This is a genomic window from Paenibacillus sp. TSM33, from assembly GCF_056099025.1.
In genome coordinates this window covers 132,117-150,227 of sequence record NZ_JBLZXB010000017.1, presented here as the reverse complement: position 1 = coordinate 150,227, position 18,111 = coordinate 132,117, and the positions used below count along the sequence as shown (strand labels likewise).

Annotated in this window: 15 protein-coding genes and 1 pseudogene; all 16 read left to right on the top strand. The window is 45.1% G+C overall.

Annotated elements, in window-relative coordinates; genetic code table 11:
- The first annotated feature begins 216 nt into the window (after window positions 1-216).
- The 16 genes and pseudogenes from ACN6NF_RS12490 to ACN6NF_RS12415 all read left to right on the top strand — a co-directional run bounded on the left by ACN6NF_RS12490 (window position 217) and on the right by ACN6NF_RS12415 (window position 18,102).
- Window positions 217-1,074: a GRP family sugar transporter gene (locus tag ACN6NF_RS12490; RefSeq protein ID WP_474318004.1), complete on the top strand. Its 858-nt coding sequence runs from the start codon at window positions 217-219 to the stop codon at window positions 1,072-1,074.
- 103 nt (window positions 1,075-1,177) lie between these two features.
- Window positions 1,178-2,239 (top strand): LacI family DNA-binding transcriptional regulator, encoded by a 1,062-nt coding sequence (locus ACN6NF_RS12485; RefSeq protein ID WP_474318003.1) that lies wholly within the window; start codon window positions 1,178-1,180, stop codon window positions 2,237-2,239.
- A gap of 52 nt (window positions 2,240-2,291) precedes the next feature.
- Entirely contained in the window at window positions 2,292-3,464 is a 1,173-nt protein-coding gene (locus ACN6NF_RS12480; protein ID WP_474318002.1) for a Gfo/Idh/MocA family protein, read from the top strand.
- 36 nt (window positions 3,465-3,500) lie between these two features.
- Window positions 3,501-4,229 carry a ThuA domain-containing protein gene (locus ACN6NF_RS12475; protein WP_474319050.1) on the top strand — a complete coding sequence of 243 codons (729 nt, stop codon included), beginning with the start codon at window positions 3,501-3,503 and terminating at the stop codon, window positions 4,227-4,229.
- 72 nt (window positions 4,230-4,301) lie between these two features.
- The gene (locus ACN6NF_RS12470) at window positions 4,302-5,408 is read left to right on the top strand and encodes a Gfo/Idh/MocA family protein (protein ID WP_474318001.1); all 1,107 of its coding nucleotides are present in this window, start codon (window positions 4,302-4,304) and stop codon (window positions 5,406-5,408) included.
- A 358-nt stretch (window positions 5,409-5,766) separates the two neighbouring features.
- Window positions 5,767-6,138: a hypothetical protein gene (locus ACN6NF_RS12465; protein WP_474318000.1), complete on the top strand. Its 372-nt coding sequence runs from the start codon at window positions 5,767-5,769 to the stop codon at window positions 6,136-6,138.
- Window positions 6,139-6,196: 58 nt separating this feature from the next.
- Window positions 6,197-7,378, top strand: coding sequence for a DUF4272 domain-containing protein (locus ACN6NF_RS12460; RefSeq protein ID WP_474317999.1), 1,182 nt, complete (start codon window positions 6,197-6,199; stop codon window positions 7,376-7,378).
- A gap of 703 nt (window positions 7,379-8,081) precedes the next feature.
- On the top strand, window positions 8,082-10,472 hold the full coding sequence (locus ACN6NF_RS12455; RefSeq protein ID WP_474317998.1) for a cellulase family glycosylhydrolase: 2,391 nt from the start codon (window positions 8,082-8,084) through the stop codon (window positions 10,470-10,472).
- Window positions 10,473-11,040: 568 nt separating this feature from the next.
- Window positions 11,041-11,490 carry an RrF2 family transcriptional regulator gene (locus ACN6NF_RS12450; protein ID WP_474317997.1) on the top strand — a complete coding sequence of 150 codons (450 nt, stop codon included), beginning with the start codon at window positions 11,041-11,043 and terminating at the stop codon, window positions 11,488-11,490.
- 271 nt (window positions 11,491-11,761) lie between these two features.
- Window positions 11,762-12,421, top strand: a complete 660-nt coding sequence (locus ACN6NF_RS12445; protein WP_474317996.1) for a nitroreductase family protein — start codon at window positions 11,762-11,764, stop codon at window positions 12,419-12,421.
- A 102-nt stretch (window positions 12,422-12,523) separates the two neighbouring features.
- Entirely contained in the window at window positions 12,524-12,634 is a 111-nt protein-coding gene (locus ACN6NF_RS12440) for a DUF6254 family protein (protein WP_014599788.1), read from the top strand.
- A 170-nt stretch (window positions 12,635-12,804) separates the two neighbouring features.
- Window positions 12,805-14,334 (top strand): right-handed parallel beta-helix repeat-containing protein, encoded by a 1,530-nt coding sequence (locus ACN6NF_RS12435; RefSeq protein WP_474317995.1) that lies wholly within the window; start codon window positions 12,805-12,807, stop codon window positions 14,332-14,334.
- A gap of 383 nt (window positions 14,335-14,717) precedes the next feature.
- The gene (locus ACN6NF_RS12430; RefSeq protein ID WP_474317994.1) at window positions 14,718-15,680 is read left to right on the top strand and encodes a zinc-binding dehydrogenase; all 963 of its coding nucleotides are present in this window, start codon (window positions 14,718-14,720) and stop codon (window positions 15,678-15,680) included.
- A 117-nt stretch (window positions 15,681-15,797) separates the two neighbouring features.
- On the top strand, window positions 15,798-16,115 hold the full coding sequence (gene trxA, locus ACN6NF_RS12425; RefSeq protein ID WP_474317993.1) for a thioredoxin: 318 nt from the start codon (window positions 15,798-15,800) through the stop codon (window positions 16,113-16,115).
- A gap of 175 nt (window positions 16,116-16,290) precedes the next feature.
- On the top strand, window positions 16,291-17,397 hold the full coding sequence (locus tag ACN6NF_RS12420) for a flavin monoamine oxidase family protein (RefSeq protein ID WP_474317992.1): 1,107 nt from the start codon (window positions 16,291-16,293) through the stop codon (window positions 17,395-17,397).
- Between the two features lie 230 nt (window positions 17,398-17,627).
- Window positions 17,628-18,102: pseudogene (locus tag ACN6NF_RS12415) on the top strand (rhodanese-like domain-containing protein).
- Window positions 18,103-18,111 lie beyond the last annotated feature (9 nt).

Sequence of the window (18,111 nt, the reverse complement as noted above, 5' to 3'; positions counted from 1 at the left end):
CTATATGTAATTGACAGTGGAGAGGTTATGATATTTTTTCAAAAATACTTGAGATGCTGCGGTTCGAGGGACAATTTCTTTGTTTTTGCCATATTAATCTATAAAAATATTAGTATTTGAAAGCGGTTTTTTTTGCTATCGTAAAATTGTTGTTTTTTCCTGCATGGTATTTTTAGCGATTGTAGGAAGAGTACTTTTACGGGAGGAGAACCGTACGTGGATTTCTTAACTGCTTTTATTCCAGCTGTCGGCTGGGGAGTCATGCCGATATTGGCGCATATGACTAAAGCCAGTCCCCGAGAGCAGCTGTCAGGTACCGTTATCGGTGCTGTACTGTTTGCCCTGGGGTTGTATTTCATTTATCCAGCATCAACTGAACTGGTTCCTTTTGTAGTAAGTTTTTTATCCGGTATTTTCTGGGCTGCTGGACAATTACTCCAGTTTCGATCTTTCCAAAAAGTAAGCGTATCCATCGCTATTCCTGTCATTTGCGGTCTACAGTTGATAGGGACGACGTTATTTGCCGCACTTATTTTGGGTGAATGGATAACAGGTTACCAATATGGGATGGGTGTTGGTTCTCTTCTGTGTATTTTGGCGGGAGTTCTATTGACCAGCTATCAGGGCATGTCTGCTGGGCTGTCTAAGCCTTTGCCGTTACGAATTATCATGATGCTGGTTTGCTCCGGGTTAGCGTTAAGCAGTTATGTGGTTATCAATCAGTACTTTAATATATCTGGGCTGTCCATTATTCTGCCGCAATCGCTAGGGATGTTATGCTCGGCCCTGGTCATGAATCTAAAAGGCAAACATCGGCTGCGATTCTCTCCAGTACTTCGCAATTTGTCTACAGGATTGGTTTGGAGCATTGCTAATCTAGCACTTTTTATTTCTAACGGTTTGATCGGCATGGCGGCTAGTTTTCCGATCTCTCAAGCGAGCATTGCAATTGCTTGTGTCGGTAGCATTTTAACATTTAAGGAAAAGAAAAGCCCTCAGGAATGGATAGTTATACTTGTGGGAATTACGGTGCTGATGATAGGAGTGGGAATGATCAGCTTACTTAAGCTCTAGAGGGAATTTGTGGAGAAAAAATCTTATATATCCATAGGGCACGCTTTTCGGGATTGACAGAGATATAGCAGCATGAGAAAATGTACGCGCGTACATAAAATGATTGGAGGTGGGCAATATCGTTTCGCGCAAGGAAGTAGCAGAACTCGCTGGCGTGTCTGAAGCGACAGTGTCTCGGGTATTGAACGCGACCGGTCCTATCAAGGAAGATACGCGGAAAAGGGTCCTGGACGTTGCCAATCAACTTGGATATGTTCCCAGTGCATTGGCCCGCAACTTTGCCCGAAGCAAGAGTGGCCATCTTGGTGTGGTTATGCCTTATGTCCCGAAGGCGCACCTGTTCTCTGCCTATTTTTTCTCTGAGATGCTGAGCGGCATCGGCAATAAAGCCAGAGACAGCGGGCTCGATCTACTACTATTATTCCGAAAACCGGGGGAACGGATGGATTACAGCAGTCTTTTCCGTCAGCAGAAGGTCGACAGTTGTATCATCCTTGGAGCAAGGGATGACCACGATGAGGTCGAGGCCCTGAAGAGACTTCAGGAAGAGGGGCGACCGTTCTGTGTTATGAACCACCATTTTGAAGGGCAGTCGTTCTGTGAAGTGGATGCAGACCATGTAGAAGGAAGCCGGGCAGCTGTAAGTCATCTCATTGAGCAGGGGTGCAAGCGGATTGTCTTTCTCAACGGTCCAGATATCTATTCCAACAGTACTGAGCGATTGAAGGGTTATCTCATCGCGCTTCAGGAGGCTGGTATTGAGTATGACCATGAGCTGATTCTCGAAGGCAATTACAGTCGCCGAAGCGGGCTCGAAGCGTCGGCTATAATTGCAGACAAATTGAATGATATTGATGCCGTATTTGCGGCGAACGACCGGATGGTCCTCGGCGTAATGCAGGGTCTCCGTGAGCGCGGCCTAGCAGTTGATCGGTTCCCATCATTTGTAGGCTATGACGATTCGGATGCGGCTGAGATGGCTGTTCCGCCACTAAGCAGTGTTCGTGTTCCTTTTTATGAGATGGGGGAGCTTGCAGCCTCGAAGCTTATACCCGACTCTCAGGACCTCATTCCGGCTCTGGAACTGACTGGGACTGGGTGCGACTCAATCAGAGAACTCCTGTCCACAGAGCTGATTATCAGGGCGTCATCCATTCGTCAATAACACCCTTCATCAATAATTCGTTGAAACTCATACCTATAAGGAGGATCACGACATGTCTAATCGTCTTCGTATTGGAATGGTTGGCTACAAATTTATGGGCAAGGCTCACAGCAACGCTTATCGTAGTCTACCCATGTTCTTCCCAGATGCCCCGCTGCAGCCGGAGATGTCCGTTATCTGTGGACGTAACGAGCAGGGGGTTCAGGAAGCTGCCCGCCAGTTCGGCTGGAGCGAGAGTGTTACGAATTGGCGTGATCTAGTGAAACGTAACGATATTGATCTCATTGACATTAACGCCCCGAGTAATGCTCATAAGGAAATTGTTATTGAGGCTGCCCTCCATGGCAAGCATCTGTTTTGTGAGAAGCCGCTTGCGCTTACACTGGCAGATTCCCGTGACATGCTGCAGGCAGCAGAGAAAGCAGGAGTCAACCATATGATTGGCTTCAACTATCGCTTTTCTCCGGCTGTCCAGTTGGCGAAACAGCTCGTCGAAAGCGGTCGACTAGGCAAGATTTATCATTTCCGTGCCTTTTTCCTTCAGGACTGGATTATGGACCCGTCTTTCCCGCTGGTATGGCGGTTGCAAAAAGAAGTGGCCGGTTCTGGCTCTCATGGCGATCTTGGCGCCCATTTGATTGATCTCGCTCGGTTTCTGGTCGGCGAGTTTCACGAAGTCATCGGCATGAGCGAGACGTTCATCAAACAGCGTCCGCTGGCTACGGAGATGAGCGGATTGAGCTCCAAAAGGAGTACCGAGGCCAATGCACCAATGGGAGAAGTGACGGTGGATGATGCCACGCTGTTCCTAGCACGTTTCGCTGGAGGTGCGCTGGGCAGCTTTGAGGCCACACGCTTTGCTGCCGGACATCGGAGCACAAATTCATTCGAAATCAACGGTAGTCTGTGCAGTGTGCGGTTTGACTTTGAGCGGATGAATGAGCTGGAAGTGTATTTCACACAGGATGAGGAAGGCGTTCAGGGCTTCCGCCGTGTGCTCGCAACCGATCCGGCGCACAAGTATTCCGAAGCCTGGTGGCCTGCAGGACATACAATTGGATTCGAGCATACCTTCACCCACGAGATGCTTGAGATGTTGAGTGCCATCTCCGAAGGACGGCAACCTTCGCCGAACTTCCACGATGGGGTCGCTTGTCAGGCTGTGCTTGAAGCAGTAGAACGATCTATAAAGGAACGCCGCTGGGTATCCATTGAAGAAATGTAGTATAACAACACATTCTGAAAGGTGAGTGGGTTACAGATGCGCAAGGCACTGATTGTATGGGGTGGATGGAACGGACATGAGCCGGAGCAGGTGGCGGCCATTTTTGAACGCATTCTGAAGGAAGAACGGTTCGAGGTGGAGGTGTCTAGTACCCTTGAAGCTTATCAGGATGCGGAGAAACTGCTTGACCTGGACTTGATCGTTCCAATGTGGACCATGGGACAGATTGAGCAGGAATTGGTCAATAATGTCTCAGCAGCAGTTCAAAGCGGAGTAGGTCTGGCAGGCTGTCACGGTGGCATGTGCGATGCCTTTCGGAACAATGTAGACTGGCAATTCATGACAGGTGGGCAATGGGTTGCACATCCCGGCAATGACGGGGTGGAATATATGGTGAACATAAAGCGTGGATCGAGCCCGCTGCTGGACCATATTGAAGATTTTCAGGTCAAAAGTGAGCAGTACTACCTCCATGTAGACCCTGCGGTTGAGGTGCTGGCAACCACACGCTTCCCGGTCATTCCAGGACCTCATTCGGCCAACGGACCGGTGGATATGCCTGTTGTATGGACAAAGCGGTGGGGAAACGGACGCGTGTTCTACAATTCGCTAGGTCATCACGCAGATATCATAGAGATACCTCAAGTGACCGAGATGATGCGCAGCGGGTTCCTGTGGACTGCGGCAGGCAAACAGGCGGCGACCAGCCGCGACAGCTCCACGGCAGAGGCATACACGGGTATGGCAGACAACCAGCAGCAGTAGCGTGAACATAGTATCTCATGTAATAAAAGAATGCCATTATCCATTTTTTATGAAGGAGAAGGGAGTCCAAGCATGAAAAAAATGAAAGTGGGCATTATCGGTTGCGGTAAAATCAGCGGAATTTATATGGAAAATTGTCATCGTTTCGACATTCTGGAGCTGTTCGCAGTAGCGGATCTGAACCAAAGTCGGGCAGAGGAGCAGGCGATAGCGTTCAACGTTCCGAACGTATATACGGTAGATGAGATTTTGGCTGATCCGCAGATTGAACTCATCATTAATTTGACCATTCCAGCCGTTCACGCCGAGGTGTGTGTCAGAGCTCTTGAGGCTGGCAAGCATGTCTATGTGGAGAAGCCACTTGCCGTCACTCGTGAGCAGGGCCAGGCTGTCTTGGATCTTGCTCATCAAAAGGGACTACTTGTTGGCTGCGCACCGGAGACCTTCTTCGGTTCCGGTATACAGACATCATTGAAGCTGATTGAAGATGGGGTCATTGGGAATCCGGTAGCCGCTACGGCTTTCATGATGAGCCGTGGACATGAACATTGGCATCCCGATCCTGAATTTTATTATGCAGTCGGTGGTGGCCCGATGTTTGATATGGGCCCTTATTATTTGACGGCTATGGTGCAATTGCTGGGGCCGATTGCCGCCATTTCGGGCATGACCAGCAAGGCGATGGATCAGCGAACGATTACGAGCGAGAAAAAGAAAGGACAGACCATCCCAGTCGATATTCCGACCCATGTAGCCGGATTGATACGCTTCAAGCAGGGAGCTGTCGGTACGCTGATTACCAGCTTTGACATCTTTGGTGGAAGTACTCTGCCACCGATCGAGGTATATGGTACGCATGGGACATTGCAGGTACCTGACCCGAACACATTCGGAGGGCCAGTTCGCTATAGACTGTTAGGCGAGCAAGAATGGACAGAGGCACCGCTGCTGCCGGGCTACAAGGAGAATACACGGGGTATCGGTGTTGCCGATATGGCCTATGCTATCCGTAATGGACGGCCTCACCGCGCCAGCGGAGAACTGGCCTACCATGTGCTGGATGCGATGTGGGCGTTCCATGATTCTTCCGATCAGCAGACCTTCTATACGATGCAGAGCACATGTCAGCGCCCGGCGGCTTTACCAGAAAACCTGCCCTTATATACGTTAGATGTGTAAACGAGTGCCAGCCTGAAGCTGACCTGCAGCATACAAGAATTATAAGACTGGAGAAGCTGTCCCAAAAATTCGACCTGGGATTTGCGCATTCTGCTTTGAGTATTTATTACTATAAAAAGAAGACTCCAGCTCCGCTTCGACTGTGGTTTTGGAGTCTTCTTAGTTAACTTTCGAGACATCATGCTACATCATTTCGCGCCTTGAACAAGATCGTAATACTATGAAACTGCGAGGAATGCGCTAGAATGGACCTTTTAGCTTGATTAGTTCTATAATGTCGTTCTAATATAAAAGAAACATCAGTTGGACAATGAGCAGAAAACCAGGCCAATTTTCAAATTTTGAAGGGGGTAAAAATATGTGTAGATATGCAATGTACGGTCCATACAAAGATATCTTTGCCTGCTTTACTTGTAGGAAGGTGTATAAGCAAACATCCCGCTTTGAGATGCCACGAGATGAATATGAGCGGCTTGTTCATGTCTGTCCGCAATGCCAGACGCCTATGCATGACATGGGTCATGATTTTCAGGCCCCGAAGCAAACGGATATCAAGCAGTGGAAAAAGGTAGAGCTTTTGTACCGGAACGGATACTCTTACCATTCCTGCGGATGTGACGGTCCTGGCTACAGACCTTCCCGACTACAAGATGTTCCTGAATTCCTGAAGGAACAGCGAAGGTTTGAGAATGAGGGAGAGGCATTGCTGCATCGGCTTTTGCAGAGTTAGTTGAATTGAGCTCGTAACAAACATGGGCTATTCGTAGTATGGTCATGAGGAGGACATCATGAGAAATTGCGCGCTTTACAGCTCAACCTTCGATCTGGATCAGGTTGAGAGACTATTAAAGTCGATTTATCCCAACAACAAGATACACGTGAATGAAAGCAAAACTAGGTTTGAGGTCAAAAGCCGGGGTTGGTTTAGTAGGAAGGTCAAAGGATTTAACATAATGACCAGCAAAACGAATCCGGAGGAGTTTGCCTCCATGCTTAACGGAATGATAAATTTTTCCAGTCAAATTCCTGCTGAAAACGAACAGTTGCAGCAAAAGCTGTTGATCAAAATGAGTACGCTAAATATGGTGATTGGTGTGGAGACTGAGGAGGATATATCTGAAGCCTTTTTTGCCGAATTACTCGATATCATAAATTCGCTGGACGGGCTGATGTTCTGGGGTGGCGGTGATTTGCTTGCACCTGACGGAAGTCTGCTACTAGATGTGAATGGACGTTCGGAAGTGGAAGATTATACAGTTACTGCTCATGTTAGTTATTTGTACGGAGAGGACCGAATTAGCGAATCCGGGATAGAGCGAAAGCTGCAGTCAGAAAAGATATTGCTCGATCAAGGCTTTACGCAAATGCCGCCGATCCCAGGAAGGCTAGGAGATGAAGCCGCAGACAGCATCCGTTCCCTTAAGGAAGTGGCTGGCCGAGCCGTTGCTTTGTGTATTGTAGCACTGAAAGGCGAGTGTATCGGTGCGGGTGAAAGCATAGATGATACGAACCGGATGATAAATCAAGTGACTGATCAGTATGGGGCGGACCGTTTCTTTTCACCGGAAGAGAAGAGATTCCTATCCAATGATTATGACGATGAGTCGGAGGGTATCCAGTTCTCCTGGCGTTATGAAGGCTTTTGGACTCTGTTATGGGCTTTGGGCCATCTTGAGAAGCTAGGTGACCCAACAGGGATTTGCGACGTGCCGTTGTCTGTTTCAAAGTTGCAGCAATTTGACTCATTTGAAGCTTTTCTCTCAAGCTCAAGGCTGCGCAGCAGCAAGGAAATTTTAGATGAAGCCGATTTAATCTGTCGTTACGACTGGATGTGTGTGGATAGTCGCATTCATAAACAGCCGGCCCCTGGAAATTTGAATGATGGTGTAGTGTATGAACGTCATCGTGTGCTAAATTGGCTGACCAGTTACATGGGACAGGATTGGGATGATGTGCGCACAGATACATAATAGAAAGCGTATGAAAGCATTTGTTAGGCGTGAATCCATGGAGTATGAATCCATATTAAATGTGACCACAACTACATTATGTGAATGGAAGTTTTTATGAATAAAGAAAGCAACAATCCTCTACCGATTAAGTAGAGGATTGTTTGGTGTGGGGCACTTTGCTAAAAATTCATGACGTTCAGATATATCATGCTTCAGGCAATCCGAAATACAAGGACTTTGTCGAAAATCTCTGAGCAGAAACTGGATGACTGGCTGTGATAAACAAAATTGCAAACCTGAGAATAACGAGTTTAATCGACAACTATATAAATAAAACAAAACTAGACAAGAGAACTTTTAAGAGAAAGTTGTCTTGTTTTGCACTTTTAGGACCCATGCCATGGAGTTAGGAAAACAGCTTTTAAAACTTTTTAATCATCAAGGCATAGTACTGGAAAACAAAAATATATATGCTTTAGGTCGCTTTGATAAAATTTCATCACTGGGGATGATACAGAAAATCTATTAAAGCGAATAAATTTTTAGTTGTAAAAGAAAGCGGTTACTTAAGGGTTGTTCCACGTTTGTTTGTTTTTGTCCCAATTATGAACGGAAAGGAGAAGACTTTACCATGTCTTAGGAATGGAGATTGGAATTGAAATCTATGAGAATGCAGGGGTAACCAATTAGCTGTTTATTATGGACAATAGGAGGTTTGGGAATGAAAAAAACCATAACATGCTTGATTTTGTTTGGACTGCTTATGAGTATGTTGCCGATCAAAAATGTGAGCGCTTCCGATAATGCTAAGCTTACCCAATCGGCAACCGCAAGCTCCGTTGAAGATTCGAGTAAAGCGGCTGATTTTGCGATTGACGGTGACCCGCTAACTAGATGGTCCTCACAATATTCAGATCCGCAGTGGATAAGTGTAGATCTCGGTAGCACCACCAAAATCAATGGCGTTACACTTAACTGGGAAGCCGCTTACGCGAAGTCCTACCAAGTTCAGACATCGACGGATGATGATCATTGGACTACCGTCTATTCCACCACGACTGGAGATGGAGGAGTCGATAAGATATCTTTCGAAGCAACAGACGCTAGATATGTAAAAATGAGTGGCATTGAAAGGGCTACCAGCTACGGATATTCCCTTTGGGAATTTGAAGTGCATTCAGCTGACCAGCCGGAGGATAACTCACCTCCAACAGCCCCCTCCAACCTGGCTAGTTCCTCTGTATCGGATACGACAGTAAGCTTGCAGTGGACGGAATCTACAGACAATGTAGGTGTTTCCGACTATGACATCTACAAAGGATCAGACCTCGTAGGTTCCAGTGCGTCGACATCCTTCATCGTTACCGGCTTAACAGCCAACATGGCGTACAGCTTTTACGTGAAAGCCAGAGATGCCGCAGGTAACGTGTCAGATGCAAGCAATGTGATTGATGTTACCACCACCACAGCTAACACAAATATTGTTTCAGGTGAAACCTATAAACTAACGGCACAGCATAGCGGCAAAAATCTGGAAGCAGGGGACTCAACTGCCGATGGAGCGAAGGTGCAGCAGTGGACGAACAACGGCAGCGCTCGGCAGAGATGGAAAGTCATTGATGTTGGCGACGGATATTATAAATTGATTGTACAATCCAGCGGTAAAGCATTAACAGTAGCCGGAGCCTCTTCAGAAGATGGTGCTAGTGTACAGCAATGGACAGACAGCGATTTGACTAATCAAAAATGGAAAATGATTGACGTCGGCGATGGATATTATAAGCTGCTTGTACAATCTAGCGGTAAAGCGCTGGATGTAATCGGGGGTTATACTAATGACGGGGCAAATGTGCAGCAATGGACGGATAACGGAAATGATCAGCAGAAGTGGAAGTTTACGCTTGTTGACTCAACCCCTGATACAACGGCACCAACGGCACCAGCAAACCTGAAAAGCTACTCCAAAACAAATACTTCGGTAAGTCTTGTATGGACAGCTTCAACAGACGATGTAGATGTTACCAGCTACGATGTGTATAACGGAACAACTTTGGTCGATTCAACCACCACGACAAGTTATACGGTGACGGGACTTACCGCTAATACAACATACAGCTTCACTGTAAAAGCCAGGGATGCAGCAGGAAATATTTCAGCAGCCAGTAATATCATAAAAGTTACAACGAATTCTACAACTGAGAATACAGGTTTTTATATTAACGGAACAACGCTTTACGATGCTAAGGGAAATCCGTTTGTTATGAGGGGAATCAATCACGCTTATACCTGGTATAAGGGGCAAGAGTCAGTAGCGATCCCTGCCATCGCGAAAACGGGAGCGAACACCATCAGAATTGTACTGTCGGATGGTCAGCAATGGACGAAAGATGATCTGTCTGCGATACAAAATTTAATCACTTTATCAGAGCAAAACAAATTGGTCGTTGTTCTTGAAGTCCACGATGGTACAGGGTCTGACAGCGTTGCTGTGTTGGATAATATTGCTAATTACTGGATTGAAATGAAAAGCGCACTCATCGGAAAAGAAAGCACCGTCATTCTCAATATCGCGAACGAATGGTATGGAACATGGGATGGCGGAGGCTGGGCGCAAGGTTATAAGTCTGTTATCCCTAAGCTCAGAAATGCTGGCATCAAAAATACAATCATTGTTGACGGTGCAGGATGGGGGCAGTATCCGCAATCTATTTTTGACTACGGAACAGAAGTCTTTAATGCAGATCCACTTAAAAATACGATGTTCTCCATTCATATGTACGAATATGCCGGGGGAAACGCCGCCACAGTAAAGAGCAATATGGATAATGTACTAAATAAAAACCTGGCTCTGCTGATTGGAGAATTCGGCATCAAACATACGAGTGGTGATGTGGATGAGGCTACCATTATGAGTTACGCTGAGCAAAAGGGCGTAGGTTATCTCGCATGGTCTTGGAAAGGAAACAGCCCGGGTCTCGATTATCTGGATATGGCCACTGACTGGCAAGGATCCAGCTTTACGGAACAAGGTCGTATTATCATTGAAGGCCCTAATGGTATTAGGGCGACATCCAAATTAAGCACGGTTTATAGCGATTCAGCCAACAAATAGTCATCCAGTAAACCATGAGTATTTAACGTTAGCCAACAGTGTCCAGTATGAAAACAAGCTTTTGCTGTACACATTAGCCGCCAAGTTGGCGGCTTTTTTGTTGCTGCATGAGCTGCCTGTTTACAAACAATAAAAGAATAAAAAACAAGTTATGTAGACGGAGACGATTGAAATTAAATTAACTTGAGAAAGCAGATACAATGTTCATTAGAGAAATAGCACCCTGAATTCCAGAGAACGTGTTAGAATCAGAGGGGCATATCAATCCAACTATTGGAGTTGTGCAAGAGATTATTTGCTGGAAGAATCTACGGTTTAAATTACATCATCTATGATTCCAGTACCCACGAAGGTCTATATTACGGGGTTCCGCTGATTATAATGTCGCAAAGCGTGGATTAGCCGATCATCGGAGGACAAGTCGACATTATGGGAGCAGGTATTAAGTTACAAATTATCATATTTAAATATATAAATTGTAAGTAAGCTCGTCTATTGCAGCAAATTAGGGAATTCGGTAGAATTTACTCATACTACTTAAGAATAAGCTGGAAGGAGAGAGTAAAGGTTGAAGCAGGAGTATTGTACGCCGACTCAGCACCCAAAATGGTTTGGACTGGCAGTTCAAGCGCTTGTTATATTGTCGCAGGAGGACAAAAGCATAGCTTGTCCTAGTATTGAACTTGCCAAATATCTTCAGTCGGAGCCTTCTTTGCTGCGCCGCATACTTTCCGTTCTCGCCAAGGAAGGGTTTATCGGGACCCGGGAAGGCCGTGACGGTGGGTACCATCTTAGGAAACCGGCAGGGTCTATACGACTGGTTGATGTATACGATGTATTTCGTTCAGGCAGCAGGCTTTCCTTCGGTATTACCGAGACAGCTGGCACGCATCCGCTCGGTAAATGTATGAAATCTACGCTTGAAGACATTACGCAAGAAATGGACGACAGCATACGCGGAGTATTAAGCAAGTACACGATTGCAGATCTCGCCAACCAACTGGAAGCAAAGCTTTAGATGGACCTGGAAAAAGACGGTTGACAGCGGCTTGCTTAGATTTTATACTGTGCAATATAAACCACAGTTAAACGCAAGCCGCGTGCAGCGTTAATTTTTAAGGTTATACTGTGCGTTAATGAACACAGTTATGACTGTGCGAAGAAGCGTAAATATTTTGGGATTTTTCAAGGTACTTCGTTTCAGTAGGAATTCAAGCTCCGACTAGCCGCTTAGTCTGAATTTAACTGTGCCTAATAAAAAACAGTATTTATTTCAAGGAGGATTCATAATGTCAACTTCAACTCATACTGGCCAGAGCTCCGCCTTGTTCGCCGATGTCATCCGCGAGCGCCGCTCTGTACGTCATTACGACAAATCGGTTCGTCTGTCTCACGAGGAAATTAAGGATATTCTGAAAGAAGCGACGCTTGCACCTTCTTCGAGTAATGTTCAGCCCTGGCGCTTCTTGGTCATTGAGACAGAGGAATTGAAAGCAAAGCTGCAGCCAATCGCCTATAATCAATCCCAGGTTACTGAGGCTGCAGCAGTGATCGTTGTGCTTGGTGATACGGAAGGATATAAGAAGCTCGATGAAGTTTTCGGCGAAGCAGTAAAACATGGCTATATAGCGGAAGATACCGCTAAATCGTTCGTAGAAAGTTCGATTCATACGTATGCTTCGTTACCAGAGGAAAGCCTTCACAAAGCTATTCATATCGATGGTGGTATTGTATCCCAGCAGCTCATGCTGGTTGCACGTGCTCACGGCTACGATACGGTCGCGATGGGCGGCTATAATGCGGCCGAGCTTAAGCAAACGTTCGGTATAGGAGACCGCTACATCCCAATCATGCTGATTGCACTCGGTAAAGCGGCACAACCGGGTCATAAGACAACTCGGCTGCCGATAGACGACATCACATTCTTTAACGAGATGCCCGCTAACTAAAAACAAAACCCAACGAATTTAATTTTATGAATGAACAGAGACGAGAAATGACAACTTAAGGAAGTAGTATACATTCACCATTTCCAAAGGAGGATATCTGTTATGGCTCACCAGAAGAGAAGGAAAGAAGCTGCATGGAAGTCACGAAAGCAAGAACAGCATCCCCATGGTAAAATCAAATCGCTCAAGGAATTGTCCAGCGAACAGGATTGAGGAGTATACTACTTGGAAAAGAAGGGCTGTCGATGAAATTTATCGGCAGTCTTCTCATGGTGTGTGATCATAAAGGCCCTTCATACAGGCGGCATCCAATATGTTTTCAGCCGTAAATTGATGATAACGTTAGCTTGACGAAAGCTAAATTAGGATGGGAGTTAAAATTATTGAAGAAAATCGGTAAAATTTTGCTTGTAGGTTTAAGCTTGGGGTTGGGCCTAGCAATCGGTAATGTGCAGACTCCTACCGCTTCTGCTGCTGGTACCGAATATTATGTGTCGACAAGTGGTAGCGATTCCAACGCGGGAACAAGCGAAGCACCGTGGAAAACGCTCCAGCATGCCGCTGACACAGTCCCTCCAGGCAGCAAGGTCTATGTCCGAGGCGGTGTTTACAAGGAGAAATTGAAAATCACCCGATCTGGCTCCGCCTCGCAAGGCCCCATCGTGTTCGCAAGCTATGGCACGGAGACGGCCATTGTTGACGGTACTGGCTTATCGGTCAGCGGGAACGAGGGGTTAATCGAATTGGCCGATGTCGATTACGTTACTATCCAGGGGTTTGAAATCCGCAATTTTACCACAGCTTCCAAGAACGCAGTGCCTACAGGCATTTACGTTCACGGTGCAGGGAACTTCATCAATCTGTCCGATAACAAAATCCACGACATTAAAAACACGACCACCCCAACTAGCAAAGATCGGCTGGGACGGGACGCTCACGGCATCGCTGTTTATGGCACGAAAGCTCCTGCATCGATTCACAACCTTACAATCAGCTGCAATGAACTATACAATCTCGTGCTCGGCTCCAGCGAATCGCTTGTTTTAAACGGTAATGTGGATGGCTTTGCAGTGACCAGCAACCTCATTCACGATAACGACAACATTGGAATTGATCTGATCGGCTTTGAAGGAACCGCACCGAATACTGCTTTCGATCAGGTTCGGAACGGGTTGGTAAAGGGCAACCGAGTGTACAATAATTCGGTTCGAAATAACCCATCCTACAAGAGTGATGACAACTCGGCCGGCGGCATTTATGTAGATGGGGGTAAGGACAGTATTATCGAGCAGAATTACGGCTATAACAATGACATCGGTGTCGAAGTTGCCTCTGAGCATGCCAGTAAAGCCACCAGCAATATTACGGTGCGCAGTAACGTGATATATAACAACCGATTGACCGGCATCGCTATGGGCGGCTACGATGACGAGCGTGGCTCAACGGTAAACTGCAAGATCGTGAACAATACGCTGTACAAAAACGATACATTGGACGACGGAAGCGGCCAGTTTTTGGTTCAGTATGATACACGAAACAACGTGATCAAGAACAATATTTTCGTAGTCAGTTCGACTGATGTATTGATCTACAATGGATATATCCAAAATTCCGGCAATGTTGTTGATTATAATTTATATTTTGCACCTGGTGGCAGTTCAGGGGCCAACTGGACCTGGAAAGATAAAGAATATACGGGATACTCCGCATACAAATCGGGAACCGGCAACGATGCGCATTCTCTGTTTGCCGATCCTAGATTCGTGAGTGCCACGAATGGCGACTTCCATTTGCAGTCTTCGTCACCAGCGATCGATTCCGGATCAACGGATAACGCCATCATCGGAACTGAGGATATCGACAGGGAGCCCCGCGTGAAAGGGATGGCCGTGAATATCGGTGCAGATGAGTGATGCAAAACCAGCCTCAAATGAATAGCTGATTTACCCCAAAAGCCCTCTAGATTCGAGGGTTTTTGTTTTTATACATATAACATTCATAATTTTGTGTATTTGCAATTTTTGTAGCTCTTGATACACTACAATTAATAATGATTCTCATTATCGATTAATTACACATATATTATTGCAAGGAAAGGACGCTATTTTAGCGTCTTTTTTGTTTCAACGGAAAAAGTTATTAGGAGAAAATCTTGTTTCTTTTATTATACCAGCTTGCCCAAAAATAAGCGGAATGCAACAAAAATAATTTTATTATTCAATTAAATAATTGAGTAATATTAAACTGTATCATATACTTAGGAAGTTCTATAACAGAATCTAAGGAGGTCAATCTTATGACTATGATGAGAGCGATACAAGTTCCTGCTAAAGGCGAACCCATGAAATTAGTTGAAATTCCTGTACCCGTACCTGAAGAAGGGCAAGTGCTTCTTCGTATTGAAGCATGCGGTGTATGTAACGGTGATTCAATGGCCATTGGTGGAGCTTCCCCAGAATATCCGCGGATACCAGGCCATGAAGTGATCGGAATCGTGACGGAGTTAGGGGCTGGATCTACCAGATGGGAAATCGGACAACGGGTAGGTATTGGATGGCATGGAGGACACGATCATGTTACCGGCCTGACTATGGATGGAGGCTATGCTGAATACATGGTAGCATTTGAAGATAGTCTGACTCACATACCTAATGAAGTGACTTCTGAAGAAGCAGCTCCATTGATGTGCGCAGGAGAAACTACATTTAGTGCACTGCGAAATAGTTCAGCACGACCAGGGGATCTCGTTGTGATTTCCGGAATTGGTGGACTTGGTCACTTGGCTGTACAATACGCAAAAAAAGCTGGGTATCAGACTGTAGCAGTATCTCGTGGTAGTGATAAAGAGAAGCTTGCTCGGGAACTCGGCGCACATTATTATATTGATTCCGAAAAAGAAGATCCTGCTAAAGCTTTACAAGCACTAGGGGGAGCAAAAGTCATTCTTGCTACAGCGTCAAATGCAAAAGTCATTTCCACATTAATTGATGGGTTAGGAAAGGATGGAGAGCTTATTATTGTGGCCGGTTCTGGAGAGCGTTTAGAACTGTCTGCCATGGACTTTCTGAAGGGACCACATACTGTTCGGGGATCGTTTACAGGACAATCCAAAGAAATTGATGCAGCAATTCGGTTTAGTGTACTGACCGATGTACGACCTATGATCGAAGTTTTCCCGTTGGAACAAGCTAGTGAAGCATATGAAAAAATGATGTCGGCTAAGACACGATTCCGTGCTGTGTTGAGCATGACCCAATGATAAATCCTTCACAAACTCTGTTCACTCTTGACAGATATAGACTACAGTTTTATAATTCAATCATCCAATTGAATATTAGATAATTGATAATAATTATATTTATCGGGGGTATTTCTAATGGGAGCAACTGCATTGACAAAAAATACGTTCTCAAATCAAATCCAGTCCGGTGTGACCTTGGTAGACTTTTGGGCTCCATGGTGTGGACCTTGTAAAATTCAGCTTCCTATTGTGGAAGAATTAGCTGATGAACTGAAAGGACAGGCGACGCTGGCAAAAGTTAATGTCGACCAGGAAACCGAATTAGCTTCACAATTTGGCATTCGAAGTATTCCGACTTTGTTGCTGTTTAAAGATGGTAAGCTCGTTGATACCATCGTTGGCGTGAATCAAAAAAATGTCCTTAAGGACAAAATTCTTAACTTGGTTAATTGATATGAAAATCGACAACATTATAATGAGATAATGTTGTCGATTTTTTCGTTCTTAGAGCGCCCCTTTCAACGTAGCGGATACAATTTGGGAGTGACTCAATATCATACATATAGAGAAGATAATCTTTTAATATATGTGACTCCCTGCTGAAAGGCATGAATGAAGGAGAGAAACAATGAGAAACCAAGTTAAAAAAAATGCTCCGGTGGTCATCGTTGGTGCAGGTTTGAGTGGACTTCGTGCAGCATCGTTACTCACCGCGCACGGTATAAAATGCTTTGTTTTAGAATCCAGAGATCGTATCGGGGGTAGAGTTTTGACTTTAGAGGTCTCAGACAATCCTGAACTCGGAAAATTCGATCTTGGACCTACATGGTTCTGGCCACGCTATGAGAAAATTATTACTCAACTCACGAAAGAGCTGGGTTTGGAGACATTTAATCAATTTAATGAAGGACGAATGCTCCTAGAACGATCCCAACATGAAACGCCACAACAGCTTTTTTTGCCAGAGGGGTCAATGGAGCCTTCGCTAAGATTTGTTGGTGGAGTACAGTCTCTGATTGAGGCGATTAGTGCTACTTTGCCATCAGGATCAATCCAGCTTAATACACGTGTAACTTCAATTCATCAAGAAGAAGACGGTACAATCTGCTTAGAAGCCAATGAAAAACAATTTTACACAACTGCAGTTATTCTCGCTATTCCACCACGGTTGGTTGAAAGAAATATTAAATTCGAGCCAGAACTTCCTTATGATCTGAAGTCATATTTAATTGATAAACCAACATGGATGGCCGGTCAAGCTAAAGTTATTGCCATTTACGACCGACCATTTTGGCGTGAAGCTGGACTCTCCGGTTTTGCATCAAGTTGGGTGGGCCCTTTACAAGAAATTCATGATGCTTCACCAGGTACAGGAACAGGTGCGCTTTTTGGCTTTTTTGGTTTACCGGCAAAAAAACGGCAGATTTTGGGGGAAGATAAACTCATGCAGCTTGTGTTGGAACAATTGGCTAGACTTTATGGGCCTGCTGCCGAGAATGTAAATACACTACTATTTAAAGATTGGTCATGCGATACCAATACAGCTGTTGAGGAAGATGCCGAACCACTTCGTGACTATCCAAATTACGGTCCTGTTTACGGAGATCATTGGGGAGAGGGCATATTTTTTACGGGCACCGAGACGGCTGATCAACAGGGAGGACATCTGGAAGGGGCAATTCAATCAGCTGATCGAATCGTCGCAAAATTTTTAGAACGATATGATGAAGCATAATGGGCTTTTAAAATGGGCAAAAACACAGGTAAAGAGCAATTGTTAAAGGAAAGTTACTTGTCGCTCACTGCACTGAGTTCAATGTACAGATGATGGCTGCGCTATATCCCGCCTAAGAATAATTAAATTGTATACACGCCTCAAACTGCGCATGAACGTTTAAATTACATACTTGTTTATTTTAAAGTGTAAAAAATGGACATGATTAGCTAGCTTAACATCAAAGACCGATATATCAACAATTTTCTCGAATCGTGAAATGTTTATCAAGTGATAAGCGCTTAGAGATTATGGACATCTTGTCCAATGGTCCAAAAGCAGTTGAAGGTTTAGCAACACATACGGGGATGAACGTTGCAAATGTTTCTCGTCATCTACAAATCCTACTAGATACTAACTTGGTCAAGTGCTGCAAAAAACATGATTTGTTAGAAAAATGAAAAAAAGACTGTTGTTCTTCTAGATATTCGTCCCACAGATGAATATGATGCTTCTCATATACCAGATGCCATTTCAATACCATTAGATCAACTTGAGAATTACCTGAAGACAGTTGATAAAAGTACTATAGAACTTGTCGCATATTGTAGAGGCCCATACTGTTCGTTGGCATCTCAAGCGGTAGATTATATGCTGAAGCAAGGGTATAGGGCCTATCGAATTGAAGAAGGAGTTCATGATTGGAATGTATGTGAGGAGTCATAAGTATCTTTA

Excerpts from the sequence above, each read along its gene's own strand:
- ACN6NF_RS12480 (WP_474318002.1), top strand. The coding sequence starts at position 2,292 with ATGTCTAATCGTCTTCGTATTGGAATGGTTGGCTACAAATTTATGGGC.
- ACN6NF_RS12475 (WP_474319050.1), top strand. The coding sequence starts at position 3,501 with ATGCGCAAGGCACTGATTGTATGGGGTGGATGGAACGGACATGAGCCG.
- ACN6NF_RS12470 (WP_474318001.1), top strand. The coding sequence starts at position 4,302 with ATGAAAAAAATGAAAGTGGGCATTATCGGTTGCGGTAAAATCAGCGGA.
- ACN6NF_RS12465 (WP_474318000.1), top strand. The coding sequence starts at position 5,767 with ATGTGTAGATATGCAATGTACGGTCCATACAAAGATATCTTTGCCTGC.
- ACN6NF_RS12460 (WP_474317999.1), top strand. The coding sequence starts at position 6,197 with ATGAGAAATTGCGCGCTTTACAGCTCAACCTTCGATCTGGATCAGGTT.
- ACN6NF_RS12455 (WP_474317998.1), top strand. The coding sequence starts at position 8,082 with ATGAAAAAAACCATAACATGCTTGATTTTGTTTGGACTGCTTATGAGT.
- ACN6NF_RS12445 (WP_474317996.1), top strand. The coding sequence starts at position 11,762 with ATGTCAACTTCAACTCATACTGGCCAGAGCTCCGCCTTGTTCGCCGAT.
- ACN6NF_RS12440 (WP_014599788.1), top strand. The coding sequence starts at position 12,524 with ATGGCTCACCAGAAGAGAAGGAAAGAAGCTGCATGGAAGTCACGAAAG.
- ACN6NF_RS12430 (WP_474317994.1), top strand. The coding sequence starts at position 14,718 with ATGACTATGATGAGAGCGATACAAGTTCCTGCTAAAGGCGAACCCATG.
- trxA (WP_474317993.1), top strand. The coding sequence starts at position 15,798 with ATGGGAGCAACTGCATTGACAAAAAATACGTTCTCAAATCAAATCCAG.
- ACN6NF_RS12420 (WP_474317992.1), top strand. The coding sequence starts at position 16,291 with ATGAGAAACCAAGTTAAAAAAAATGCTCCGGTGGTCATCGTTGGTGCA.